This window comes from Rossellomorea orangium (assembly GCF_019334305.1).
In the GTDB taxonomy this organism is placed as follows: domain Bacteria; phylum Bacillota; class Bacilli; order Bacillales; family Bacillaceae_B; genus Rossellomorea.
The window spans coordinates 324,639-336,954 of record NZ_JAHWGH010000008.1 but is presented as its reverse complement, the minus strand read 5'-3'; the positions used below and the strand labels follow the sequence as shown (position 1 = coordinate 336,954).

At 37.1% G+C, this 12,316-nt stretch carries 13 protein-coding genes, 1 tRNA gene and 1 pseudogene; 5 read left to right on the top strand and 10 right to left on the bottom strand.

The genetic code is table 11. From position 1 onward, the window contains the following. The first annotated feature begins 103 nt into the window (after positions 1-103). Both nagA and nagB read left to right on the top strand, forming a co-directional pair. Positions 104-1,312, top strand: coding sequence for an N-acetylglucosamine-6-phosphate deacetylase (gene nagA / locus KYJ26_RS05230; RefSeq protein ID WP_308807544.1), 1,209 nt, complete (start codon positions 104-106; stop codon positions 1,310-1,312). Further along, on the top strand, positions 1,299-2,048 hold the full coding sequence (gene nagB, locus KYJ26_RS05225) for a glucosamine-6-phosphate deaminase (RefSeq protein WP_219166273.1): 750 nt from the start codon (positions 1,299-1,301) through the stop codon (positions 2,046-2,048). Before nagA ends, nagB begins: the two co-directional genes overlap by 14 nt. A gap of 70 nt (positions 2,049-2,118) precedes the next feature. Here the strand turns inward: nagB and KYJ26_RS05220 are convergent, their stop codons facing one another. Continuing rightward, positions 2,119-3,474: an arsenic transporter gene (locus tag KYJ26_RS05220; RefSeq protein WP_219166272.1), complete on the bottom strand. Its 1,356-nt coding sequence runs from the start codon at positions 3,472-3,474 to the stop codon at positions 2,119-2,121. A 312-nt stretch (positions 3,475-3,786) separates the two neighbouring features. On the opposite strand from KYJ26_RS05220, the gene KYJ26_RS05215 reads away from it, so the two are divergent. Then, a tRNA-Ala gene (locus tag KYJ26_RS05215) sits at positions 3,787-3,859 on the top strand. A gap of 100 nt (positions 3,860-3,959) precedes the next feature. Here the strand turns inward: KYJ26_RS05215 and KYJ26_RS05210 are convergent. The 3 genes from KYJ26_RS05210 to KYJ26_RS05200 form a co-directional block, all read right to left on the bottom strand. Further along, positions 3,960-5,144: a tyrosine-type recombinase/integrase gene (locus tag KYJ26_RS05210; protein ID WP_159362643.1), complete on the bottom strand. Its 1,185-nt coding sequence runs from the start codon at positions 5,142-5,144 to the stop codon at positions 3,960-3,962. Between the two features lie 412 nt (positions 5,145-5,556). Continuing rightward, on the bottom strand, positions 5,557-6,246 hold the full coding sequence (locus tag KYJ26_RS05205) for a tyrosine-type recombinase/integrase (protein WP_219166271.1): 690 nt from the start codon (positions 6,244-6,246) through the stop codon (positions 5,557-5,559). Between the two features lie 50 nt (positions 6,247-6,296). Then, positions 6,297-6,494, bottom strand: coding sequence for a helix-turn-helix domain-containing protein (locus KYJ26_RS05200; protein WP_198257854.1), 198 nt, complete (start codon positions 6,492-6,494; stop codon positions 6,297-6,299). A 299-nt stretch (positions 6,495-6,793) separates the two neighbouring features. Between KYJ26_RS05200 and KYJ26_RS05195 the strand changes: the two genes are divergently transcribed. Both KYJ26_RS05195 and KYJ26_RS05190 read left to right on the top strand, forming a co-directional pair. Beyond that, positions 6,794-7,018: a helix-turn-helix domain-containing protein gene (locus KYJ26_RS05195; protein ID WP_159362646.1), complete on the top strand. Its 225-nt coding sequence runs from the start codon at positions 6,794-6,796 to the stop codon at positions 7,016-7,018. A 4-nt stretch (positions 7,019-7,022) separates the two neighbouring features. Further along, positions 7,023-7,391 (top strand): hypothetical protein, encoded by a 369-nt coding sequence (locus KYJ26_RS05190; RefSeq protein ID WP_159362647.1) that lies wholly within the window; start codon positions 7,023-7,025, stop codon positions 7,389-7,391. A gap of 535 nt (positions 7,392-7,926) precedes the next feature. On the opposite strand, the gene KYJ26_RS05185 is transcribed toward KYJ26_RS05190, so the two are convergent. From KYJ26_RS05185 to KYJ26_RS05160, 6 genes and pseudogenes are all read right to left on the bottom strand, one after another. Continuing rightward, on the bottom strand, positions 7,927-8,895 hold the full coding sequence (locus KYJ26_RS05185; RefSeq protein WP_219166270.1) for a DUF5677 domain-containing protein: 969 nt from the start codon (positions 8,893-8,895) through the stop codon (positions 7,927-7,929). A gap of 133 nt (positions 8,896-9,028) precedes the next feature. Next, positions 9,029-9,367, bottom strand: a complete 339-nt coding sequence (locus tag KYJ26_RS05180) for a hypothetical protein (RefSeq protein ID WP_159362649.1) — start codon at positions 9,365-9,367, stop codon at positions 9,029-9,031. A 405-nt stretch (positions 9,368-9,772) separates the two neighbouring features. After that, positions 9,773-10,372, bottom strand: a complete 600-nt coding sequence (locus KYJ26_RS05175) for an SMI1/KNR4 family protein (protein ID WP_159362650.1) — start codon at positions 10,370-10,372, stop codon at positions 9,773-9,775. A gap of 107 nt (positions 10,373-10,479) precedes the next feature. Beyond that, a pseudogene (locus KYJ26_RS05170) lies at positions 10,480-10,752 on the bottom strand (barstar family protein). A gap of 68 nt (positions 10,753-10,820) precedes the next feature. After that, positions 10,821-11,156, bottom strand: coding sequence for a DUF7668 domain-containing protein (locus KYJ26_RS05165; protein ID WP_159362651.1), 336 nt, complete (start codon positions 11,154-11,156; stop codon positions 10,821-10,823). 286 nt (positions 11,157-11,442) lie between these two features. Further along, positions 11,443-12,306, bottom strand: a complete 864-nt coding sequence (locus KYJ26_RS05160) for a hypothetical protein (protein ID WP_219166269.1) — start codon at positions 12,304-12,306, stop codon at positions 11,443-11,445. Positions 12,307-12,316: the final 10 nt, after the last annotated feature.

Genomic DNA, 12,316 nt, shown 5'->3' with positions numbered 1-12,316 from the left:
CAAATCACGTTAAATAATATGTATGCAGAACTCAAACTGGTATAGACATCTATACTTTCTGGTGGTATTGTAGAAGTGTAATGTACTCGAAGGAGTGATATCAGTGACCTTAAATATAGAAAACCTGCTTATTCTAGGCGGAATCATCTATGCAGAAGATGACGTATATGAAAACGGATTTATCAAAATAGAAAATGGACTGATCACCGAAATCGGTGACCTCTCCCAATTAACACATTCAGATAAGTATAGAGAGATAAATCTGCCCCATGGTTATAGTGTTATCCCTGGAATGATAGATATACACATTCACGGAGTAAATGGCGCGGACACAATGGATGCATCACAGGAAGCCCTTGATACCATGACAAAGACCCTCCCGAAAGAAGGAACCACGAGCTTTCTCGCTACGACCATGACCGAAGAATCCGGTGCAATCGAAAAAGCATTGAAGGCTACTTCGGACTATATGTCTTCGAGGCAAACAGAAGGTCAGGCAGAAATCCTCGGTATCCATTTAGAGGGTCCTTTCATCAATCCTGACAAAGCGGGGGCACAGCCTCTCAACCGTATCCAAAAGCCTAGTATCGATACATTTAAACATTGGCAGGCCATATCTCAAGACCAAATTAAGTTAGTCACTCTGGCTCCTGAGCTGGATGATGAATATGAATTGATCCATTACTTAAAGGAACATGGGATTATTTCTTCAGTCGGCCACTCCAGCGCTACCTTTGATGAAGTAGGGGAAGCCATCAATGCCGGGTTGTCCCATGTGACCCACTTGTTTAATCAAATGTCCGGTTTACACCATCGTGAGCCCGGCATTGTCGGAGCCTCCTTCTTACGAAAGGAATTAATGGTGGAATTGATTTCAGACGGCATCCACGTCCGACCGGAAGTGATCCAGCTCGCATTCAATGTAATTTCAGAGGAACGCTTAATCCTGATCACCGATTCTATGAGAGCAAAATGCTTGAAGAACGGCCAGTATGATCTCGGTGGCCAGATGGTGACGGTCAAGGACGGAAAGGCATTATTGGATGAAGACACATTGGCAGGAAGCGTCCTGAAAATGAAAGATGCCTTTACAAACATTCAAGAATTCACAACGGGCGATATGAGGAGTGCCATTAAAATGACCTCAGAAAATCCAGCCAGGCAATTACAGGTCTATGACCGTAAAGGAAGCCTTGCTCCCCTTAAAGATGCAGACATCGTGATACTGGACGAAAACAAAGATGTGTATTCAACGCTCTGCAAAGGGAAAACAGCCTATCTTCGAGAGGATGACATTCATGAAACTAATTGAAGTAAAAGACTACCAGGAAATGAGTCGTGTCGCGGCAGACTATCTGTTATCCAAAGTTAAAAAAAGCAATAAAATCACACTGGGATTAGCCACAGGTGGCACACCACAAGGTCTTTATCAAGATTTGATCAATGACCATCAGGAAAATAAGACGTCCTATCAGCATGTGTCTTCCTTTAATCTGGACGAATACATCGGATTGTCCGGCAACCACCCCAACAGCTATTGTCACTATATGAAGGAGAACCTGTTTAATCATATTGACATCCCATTAGAAAACACGCATATTCCTTCAGGTAAAGCCGCCGACCTTGACCGGGAATGCCAAGCATATGATGAAAAGATTCATTCCGAGGGAGGAATAGACCTTCAGGTGCTCGGAATCGGAAGCAATGGACATATCGGATTTAATGAGCCCGGCACTTCTTTTGATTCCCCCACTCATATTGTTGAACTTACACCATCCACGCGTGAGGCCAATGCCCGGTATTTCGATTCCATCGAAGAGGTGCCGACACATGCCATTACGATGGGTATCGCATCCATTTTGAAAAGCAAAGAAATCCTTCTTCTCGCCTCTGGTCATTCTAAGCAGGATGCTATGAAAAAGTTAGTGGAAGGGACCATTTCAGAGGACTTTCCCGCTTCTGTCTTGAACCGGCATTCGAATGTGACAGTCATTGCCGATGAAGAAGCGTTGGCTTTGGTGAAGAATCATAAATTACTGACTAGATGAAAGGGTTAGAATGTGGAATATAGTAAAATGCAAAAGCGGAGAACAATCTAATGTTCTCCGCTTTTTTTCATCATGCGAACACCATTTGTACCCAATAGAATAACAGGAATAGAGAAACGACCGTTGCAGCAGGGATGACAATCAAGGATACACTCAAGTAATCCTTCCAGCTGACTTTAATATGGTTTTGTCTGAGGATATGCATCCAAATAAGTGATGCCAGGGTGCCGATCGGTAATAGCAGGGAACCGATATCACTGCCGATGACATTAGCAAGATAAATCGTCTTGAGCGTAATGGGATCCAGACCCATTTCCGTCAAGGTAATCGTCCCGACCATAAGTGCAGGGTGGTTATTAAAGATATTCGAAAGAATCGAAACCAATCCCCCCATAGTGAAGCTCGCCTGCATAAGTCCCTGGTTGACGATCGGTTCGCAAAGCGTAACCAGCAAATCCGTCAGCCCCGCATTATGCAATCCATAAATGATGACGTACATGGAAAACGCAAAGATCAGAATATGCCAAGGTGTTTTTTTCAATATATCCAACGGGTTCGTCCCTAAATGGTACCATCTCCATATCAGGAGTACGATTGATCCAAGTACCGCTACCAATTCAATCGGGATCGCAAAGAAGGAAGCGACGAAAAGGAGACAGCGCATGATGAAGACAAACAGTAACACTTTCAGCATGAAGGCTGTCCGCTTTTTCTTCGTTTCGACAGAAATCGTTCCTTTCAACGGATGGAAATTCTTCGTAAAAAAGTGCTCTTCCACATCATAAGTGGACCTTGGTAATGTCTTCGGTAACTTATTCTTTAATACGATGAACATTAGCAATGACATGAATACCAATCCCAAGGTTGCAGGTACAAACATCATGGCAGTATGCATGTAGAGACTCATATGAACAATCTCCAATGCAATCAAGTTCACAATATTACTTACTCCGATCGGAGCACTCGAAGCGGTGGCAATCAGTGCGCCACTCAATAGATACGGAATCATTTCATGGGGTTTTAATCGAAGATTTTTAAGAAGTAAAATCAAGATAGGGGTTGTAATGAGAATACTGCCATCGTTGTTGAATAACAGGGTCATGGTGAAACATAGCAATTGAATGTACCAATACAAACGATATCCTGAGTATTTAGACAACTTCACCATCCTGGCAGCCACCCAATGAAAAAAACCGAAGCTTTCTAAAATGACTGCCATGACAATGGTGGCTATGATGGTAATGGACGCGCCCCCTATTTTATCAATGATATCTGCAACATCAGATAGGGATACAGTCCCCATAAATAAGATGATCAAAGCCCCTATGGATGCCGGCCAGGCTTCATTCATCCCACCGGGTCTCAGAAAAATCACTACCATCGTCATCACGAATACAAAAATCGTCATTCCTATCGTGAAAGACATATATTTTCTCCTTTCTAAGTAATTACACAGTTTAATCTGCATGTCCCATTCCTTATATGTATATTCACCCCTATAAAAGTGGACTGGTTTTTCACCTAAATCTAGCAAAATGTATGTTTGTCACTCTAGTATATTTGCCGGTCCGTGACAGGTGCGGAAGAAGCAGATCTCTTCAATCTATTAATGAAACGTTCAGGGGCGGTAAGGATCCACACCTGTCAAAGAAGTTTTTTAAACTAAACAACGAATATTTCAAAAAAAGGATTGACGGATGGCATGAACATTTCATATAATAAATCTTGACCGATTCACGGGGCATTAGCTCAGCTGGGAGAGCGTTTGGCTGGCAGCCAAAAGGTCAGCGGTTCGATCCCGCTATGCTCCATACACCTGAAACCCTTGATATTCAAGGGTTTTTTTATATTCCCTCAATTTTCTCTTTTTCCCTTGTATATCCCTTCACCTTCACAAGTCCACATTTGTTTTCAGACATTCCTTTGATTTTTATGTTTCTCCATTTCTTTCTCCAAGCCCCGAACAGCCTCATGGTCCGCATTCGGCCAAAGATGGCCATAATATCGGAATGTGGTTTCTATATCTTCATGACCTAATCTTTCCTGCACCAACTTGGGTTGTGCTCCGCTTCGAATGAGCAAGCTAGAGTGCGTGTGTCTTAGTTCGTGAAACGTAATCCTCCTCACGTTCGCCTTTTTCATCAGATTATATAGTTGCCTGCGCACATTAGATGGATTTTGGAATCCGCCATCCATTTTTGGAAATACCAGGGCAAGTTCATGGTGATAATCTTTACCGATTCGCTGTTTCATCATATCTTGCTTTTCTTTGTGCACCTTCAGTTTTTCTACCAGGTACGTGGGTAAGGACAACGTTCGGTAACTCTTTGGAGCTTTCGGTAGAAGCTCCGGCTCTCCATTTTCATCATAGGAAACACTTCTTGTTACAGTGACTCTTTTCCCATCCAAATCTACATTGAACCAAGGAAGGGCAAAGACCTCCCCCTGCCTTAACCCAGTCGCAAGGGTAAAGTCATACATTACATCTTTCCCCTCTTTTTCAGCTACTGCTAAGAATTGATCGACCTCTGCATAACTCCAAGGGTGGGCTATGCGGATGGGATCTTTTGGCTTATTCTTAATGGCTTTGATCGGGTGTTCCGTTAAGACCCCATTTTCGATTGTAGCTTGAAAGAAACTCGATAGGAATTTGTGAATGCTGCTGATCGTTTTTTGAGCATATCCATCTCGTTTCAGTTTGGCATAAAACTCCTTGATGTCTTGAGTTGTAACGTCTGAAAGGTATTTACCCCCGAAGAATGGACAGATGTGCTTCTCCATAAAGTAACGGCCTGCTTTGAATGTTGTGGGTCTGACTTTTTGGAAGTACTCGACTTCTAACCATTTAGTCGCATATTCGAAGAATAAGATTTCCTCCACCTCTACATCATTTTTGCTGGAAGTCCCGTTTTGATTCATTTCACCTTGATAACTTCTATTTAACGTTACTTGTGATCTAAACTCTTCTGCTTCTTTACTTGACTTGAAAGTCTTTTGAAGTTGTTTCCTATTTCCTGTCACAGGATCAGGCGCACCGTCATACCTTACCACCCAACGTTTTTTATTTCCTTTTCCTTTCGTCTTTACACTAGCCATAAGCTTAACTTACCTCCTATTTTAGGTAAGCACGTGGTCATCAACAGTATGAACACATGCCACCAAATATATAATGCAATGCCCTTTATCAAACCAGAGGTGAAAATTCTAATTACCTGCAATATTTAAAAATAAAAAAGGCAAATAGATTGATAAAACAATCCATTTGCCAGTTCTTCTGTGCAAATTATTCCTATTAATATTTACAGTAGTCACTTACCCGACCTAGAATGGTTATTTCATTTATTGATGATATTCATTCTTCTGAACCTGCGATTTACCTATACGTCTCAATAGCTTGTTTGAATTATGACATACAGCTGGAATTACTCTTTTACTCAAAACTCTATCTTTAGCTATATACAATATCACTGCCTAGGTTATGTATAGAGTAAGAAGTGTTTCAAAGTTTTTAACGCCCTAATCTTTCTTGTATGAACTGAGGATGTGCTCCACTTTGAACCAGCCTGCTCTCGTGTATATTACGCAATTCATGGAAATTGATTTGCCATAAGTTTGCCTTCTCTATCAGCCTATATAATTGAAATCGAATACTTGAAGGGTTACGTAATCCCCCATCCATTCTGGGAAATACAAGGTCAAGCCCATGTCGATAATCTTCCCTCAGTCGTTGCTTAATTTCATTTTGTTCCTCTTTATGCTTCTTCATTTTCTCGACCAGGGATGGAGGTAGGGATATCGTACGATGGTGACTCCTGGATGTACTAAGATCAGCCCCTCCATTTAAAAAGAAGGAAACGCTTCTTGATACTGTAACGGTCCCCTGTTTTAAATCCACATTGAACCAAGGTAGGGCTAAAACCTCCTCCAGTCTTAATCCTGTGGAAAGCGTAAAGTCATATAATAGACCTTTTCCTTCTTTATCAGCTACTGCTAGGAATTGACTTACTTCTTTTAAACTCCAAGGTCGTTTATTACTTAACTGTTGGTTTTGCATCCGCTGCTTGGGTTTACTTTGAATAATTAAGTATTCTCTTTTACCTTCCTTTCCCCTCTTATCCGATACTGGAGTATGTTTTCTGACATACCTAGCTTTCAAACATTTCTTGTTTATATTTCCTTCATGATTATTATTTTTCATAGCTCAACTTCCCCCCTGTTTTAAATAAAATTCAAACGCACAATTGTTGGTTAAGAATTGTTTGATTTTTCTTCTAACCAATTGAAAAATTCATTGCGAAGAGCTCTCATATTTCGTCCTAAGATGTTAATCAAAGGAAAATCTTTCTCTCGCATTAGTTTATACGCAGTAGGTTCTGAAACACCAAGTATTTCAGCAATATGACTTGCTTTAAGAACAATTGGATAACTCTCAATCGACTTTCCCAATGTCTCCCCTCCTTATATTGAAATTGATTATTACTATATGTCGTGATTAAAGTAATTCTATTCCCTCATAACTATCTTTCCTCCTAACAAAAAAAGGACAAACGTATTGTGTAAAATCCACAATACATTCGTCCAGTCCTTCTGTACAAAATGCATTAATTCTTATCTCATTAATATTTATTTCTTATTTTAATTATAAGTTTTTTGATAGAGTGAAGGCAAACAGAGGGGATAATTTTTTTTCAGTTTGAATAGTTGTTGTTCAATATGTGTAATATGTGTGATAAGGAGTTGATTGTATGGAAATTGAATTATCACAATTATTTGAAGTTCCTGATGATGTCGTTCTCCATATTGAAGATATATCTGACCTAACTGGTATGCACCCAGAATCAGTTCGCCGCTGGTGCCGAGATGGAAAGATGGCTTCATATTGTTTTGGAAACAAGTATATTGTAACCGGGCATGACTTTAAAGTATTTATGAAAGCTGCTCGTGTAAAACCTAAGTGGGCGCGGGAGTGACTATATGGGCAAACATTATGTTGTATTATCATTCTTTAAAACACGAAAAATTGATTATGTCTTTAATGCAGACGAGATGACAATTGTTTTTCCATGTCCCCATTGCTGGGAAAACACAACCATGGATGCAGTGACGAGTGAATGGAACTGTCTTCAATGTAAAAAAGATGGAAACATCTTTGACTTAATACATATCACAAAACTTGAACCCATCTCCACAAAGGTAGATACCTTTGACCCGGTAAAAGAACGAGCTCAAATTAATAAAAAATTTGAGCTAATTTTAGGAAACCCACCTAAAGAAAAATTACATACATTGCTTATTGAGATCCAACATAAAGTAAATGCAGTTCTTGATTTTTATATAAAATAATATTAATACATTACTAGATGTTCTAATTATTGTGAAGTGCAAAATTTAAATTTTGTACAGAATGTGGTCATAAAAATAGAATCTCACCAGAATAAACGCGGTAGCCCTCCTTTTTAAAAATTTGTTGCTTAGTATATGTCTACTTCGCAATATAAATGTTACTTCGCAATTTGGCCTAATTACTGGAGATAATTTAGTACTTATAATCAATGTTATAAAACCTTTGCAATAATCTTCCCATAACGCCCCCGTTTAGCTTAATAAGGTTTTATTTATTCTCTCTTCCTTTTATCAACCTAAGAAGTTATCTACAAATAAGGGAGGAGTTTAAAATACGAGATCCGTTAATCCCGAGGCAAGTAATACCAAGGCAGTCAAGAGGTGCTTTTGTACTATAAATAAGTGGAAAAGAGCAAAGGATTTCTCCCTCGCTCAAAGCTAGGTGTAGGTGTTACTGTGTGATGATATTTTATAAATAAGTTAATAACAAAGTAAATTGTATTTTAACCAATAATTTACTAAAGAAAGTAATTTTTTATTTTGGCTTTATTTCACTTCTTATTTGATCTGATGTTTTATTACACATGTCATTAAACTTCATTATTACCTTCATAGCGATGATATCGTCTATATTAGGATTAATTGATAATAATGCGGTTGATATCTGGGCTAACGAAATACCTGTTAATTGAATCGGTAAAGCATTCCCGTAAAAAGAGCTTCCAAAAAGATAAAACGACTTCTGATCTACTTTTTCTTGCAAAGAAAGGCTCTCATACATTCCCATAGGGCTAGTGTGAACTTGAGTGTTAGCCTGACTATAGTAAATATTTAAGTTATTTAATTCTGCTTCTGTTTCCAAATCAGAGAAGAATATTTTCTTTTTTCTAGGAAATAATGGGTGAGCCCACATATTAGCCTCTTTAAAATTATCTCCGTATTTCTTTAATATTTTTTCTCTAGTGTCAGTTAAATCTTTAAAATAACCCTTTTCTACTTTTTCAGCAGAAAGTTTTCTTGCAAACTTCCATTCTTCTATTAGTGAATAATCCATAAATCTTCCTATTAACTCCAAAGTGAAAGTGGTGTCTTTAATATTTTTCTTTAAGAGTGAAAAAATCACTACATTTTCATGCAAACTTCTCCATCTTGCCAACGCACCGTCCGGATAACCATTTTCAACTAGTGAAAATATTTCTTTGCTGATTAAAACAGCTCTAGATTGCAATTTTAGCAATACCGAATATATTTCCAGTTCTTTTAGATCAAATTCATCTTCATTGAATCTATCCAGTAAATCAGTAGATATTTCAGTAGATATGACAATGATTCCATGTAAGAGAGACAGTGCTTGATACCATTTAGATTCTAAAAGCTCACAATACTCTCGCTGCTCTTTCTTATTTTCTGAATATAAATTATCTAAATTAGATATCATCGATTTAAAAATTGACCCGGATGACTTTTCTGTAGATTCTTCAATAATTGAAGGTAATTCATCCATGAGTTTATTAATCTTCTCTGTGGGATTATCCATTTCAGGAAATTCTTTTAGTTTATTTGAAATGAGTTGATTAAAGGAATCTTGAATAATTTTAATAGTTACATCCTCCTATCCAGGTAAATCCATTCTTATATCACCTGTTTATGTTTCTCTGAACAGGTTCTCCTCTTTCAACTTGTTTAAATGCTGTTCTAATTTGTGACATCAACTCAAAATAAAAACCTGTTCCCATTAACTGACTTTGTTTTTCTTCTTGTTCCCTCTCACTAAGAAAGACGTATAATCTATCTAACCTCTCTTTGTAAGATGAAGCCCCATCTAACTTGGCTATAAAATCCAATGTCCTTTGGGCTGGTTCTTTCATTCCACCTGCTCCTGAATATTTTCTTCTTGCACTCGGAGTCATCCAATGCTTAGACCATTTGAGAATTAGCTTTAAAGTAGATTTATATTCTTCCTCTTTATTTATCATGGAGATACCTCCCAACTTCAAATTGTCAAAATACAATTATATTTTACCATATTCATCCAAAAAAAGAGGACATAGAGTTTACTTCTAAGTATTTCACTTCAGAGGTACACAACGTATAAATTCAATAGTCTCAAGCATACGAATTCGCACCATTATTCGTATGCTGTTTTTTATTGATATTACAGCATACCTTTTGCTTTTGAGTGCCTTTACGTATCTAACCCTTCGCGCACGTTTCCGCAACACTGAAATATATATTGTAGTTTATAAAAATGGCACAAAAAACATAACGAATTTTGTCCATTATGGTTATAATTCTTACAAAAGGGTTTCAAATTTGTAGCAAATTTACTGATTGAAAAACGGATTTTCTTCAATTAACGCCCCCTTTTGTTTAAGAATGATTTATTCTTCATCTTTTAATAATTTTAAAAGATCCTCACTTATTTCTATACTTTCTATTTCATAATCATCAAATTCTTGTTCATAAACCTCTTCATTTATTAGCCCTTTAATAAAACTTTCAAAATTGTTCGCTAGGAAAGTAATCTTATAATCGTTTTCCTGATCTATAAAAACAACCGATGGCTCTCCATTAGGACCACACTCTCTATAATCAAGAAAAACCATATGATGACCAGCAGATGGACAGTCACAAATTGCAACTCCTATATCTGGATACTCCCACTCTTCAATCCAAAATCTACTACCGAAATTGCCTCCAAGTGAAGAACTTTTTTCGTATCCAACCCCATAAATCCCTGTTATAGCAATATGATCATTTGCCCAACTTGTAGGAGTATTTGTAGGAAAGCAATTATTTATTGGGGTTCCTCCATTGTGCTTTTTCATTAGCCAAATATAAGATTCAGGGAGTTTATACCCTAGATCATTTTCTATTTTATTAATGACTTCATTTGTAGGCGGTTTTGAAATATACTCTTTCTTTGCATATTCACTATCATCCCAGAATATATCAACATTAAAATTTTCAAAATAACTCACTTTTAAATCCCCCTATTCTATAAAACGCTTATTAAAAATTATTGCTCATATTTTTCAAAGAATTCAGCACTTGCTGCCTGTAATTCCTTGCTCAACTTTCGCACCCGTTAGCGAAACAAGAATTCCCTTTTCTCGTCAGTATATTCTCCATTAAAATCAGTAAGACATTCTAATAAAGCATTGGCATCAGAAGGTAATTTTTCTTCTAGATTAGACCAGCCAATAAATTGTATTCTCATTGGTAGCTCAATAAGACCTGTTATTGCATCCCAAAAAGCATTCCAGTTCTCACCATAGAAATCAGGAAATTCAAGGGATTCTTTTAATAATAAATGTCATCCTTTTGATGTTTTAATACTAGATACATCAATTGTTAACATCGTTTGTTCGCCACTCAAATTAAACACCTCAATTAAAGTAATGCCCCCATTAGCGCAATAAGCAGGAACTATAAAACGTGTAGATTTTCGATTTTAAAAGACAATACATTATTATATGAGTCTATAACGGCTTCACAAGATAGTGTTAAATCGCTTTGTTGATTATCAACCCAGAGGTCAAATTCGATAGCATATCCTGAACCCTCATCGTACTTATAATAATATACGGTCTCATAAGCAAATTCAGGTGGAACCGTTAATGAACCCCAGTAATTCAACTCTTCTTTAATGTCCTCGATTGTAAGTTCATCTATTAATTTTGGGTGAATTTTCTTGAAATCACCATTTACAAAATCTAAAACAGTCTCCCTTAGCAATAACTTTAATTTGTCTTTTATGTCCATAGTTTCACCACATTCTTACAGGCTTTCAATTAAAGTTCTTTGTTTCTGCATTAACTTTCTTCTTCAAGTATTCTGCTCAGTTAATCCAATAATTGAAAAAGATCAATAGCCAGATCAATTAGTTATTCTTCGGTTCTTGCCCTCTTTAACAGGAGATTGATTTTCCCAAAATATATTCCTAGAAAAAACAAATCCGTTGGAACATTGTATTTAATTGTAAGTTTCTGTATTAGTCGCGGGCTGAGAACAACTTTAACTAAGTCTGAAAAACAATTCGTAACTGTTTTCAAAGATCAAATGACATTTGTTCCTCTGGATTTTTATTTAGTCTTCCTCTTTTCAATAAATCGTCCCCTCTAATACCCTTTTCATATCTTCTTTTAATTGTTGAGTAAGGTAATTCTGCTTCTTTTGCCCAAACACTCAATGGCTTTTTTTCACCATTAATTTCAATATGTTTGTACTGTGATCCTATTGGAGACAACAAGTGTTCTTCCTTGCAGCCGGTATAAATTCTTCTTTGCAGAGTTTTATATGGGAGTCCACTTATCTCAGCCCATTCTGCGATAGTCTTCGTTTCGCCTTTAATAGTTATAAAATGATTATTTCTTTTGTTTCTTTGTTGCTGCACGTCTGTACTCCATTTGCAGTTTTTAGGTTCATAGTTTCCATCTACATTTATACGATCAATAGACAAATCATCTTTATAACCGTTTTCCATCGCCCACATTGCAAAAGCCTCAAATTCCATCCATTCGTCACATACCGAAACTCCTCTCCCACCATATCTATCATAATAATTTAAATCCTGATTTACACACCTTTGCTTCATTAGCGTCCAAATCCTATATAATCTCGACCATCTCATGCCATGAGTTTTACTTGTTTCTTTCTTTTCAAGAAATACACAGTTTTCTGGGTAAAAACCGTCATCCTTGTCTTTCCTAACTAATTCCAAACCTTCTTTATAACCATTTTGTTTAGCCCATTTCACAAAGGTTACAGGATCTTCTTTCCATTCACTGCATATCCATAAATCCTTCCCTTTATATCGGGTATCTACATTACTCCCATAGCACTTTAACCTCATTGTTTTCCAAAGTTTATATATTTTCGTTCTACTTAATCCATGTTTTTTTAAAAATAACATTTTACCCCTC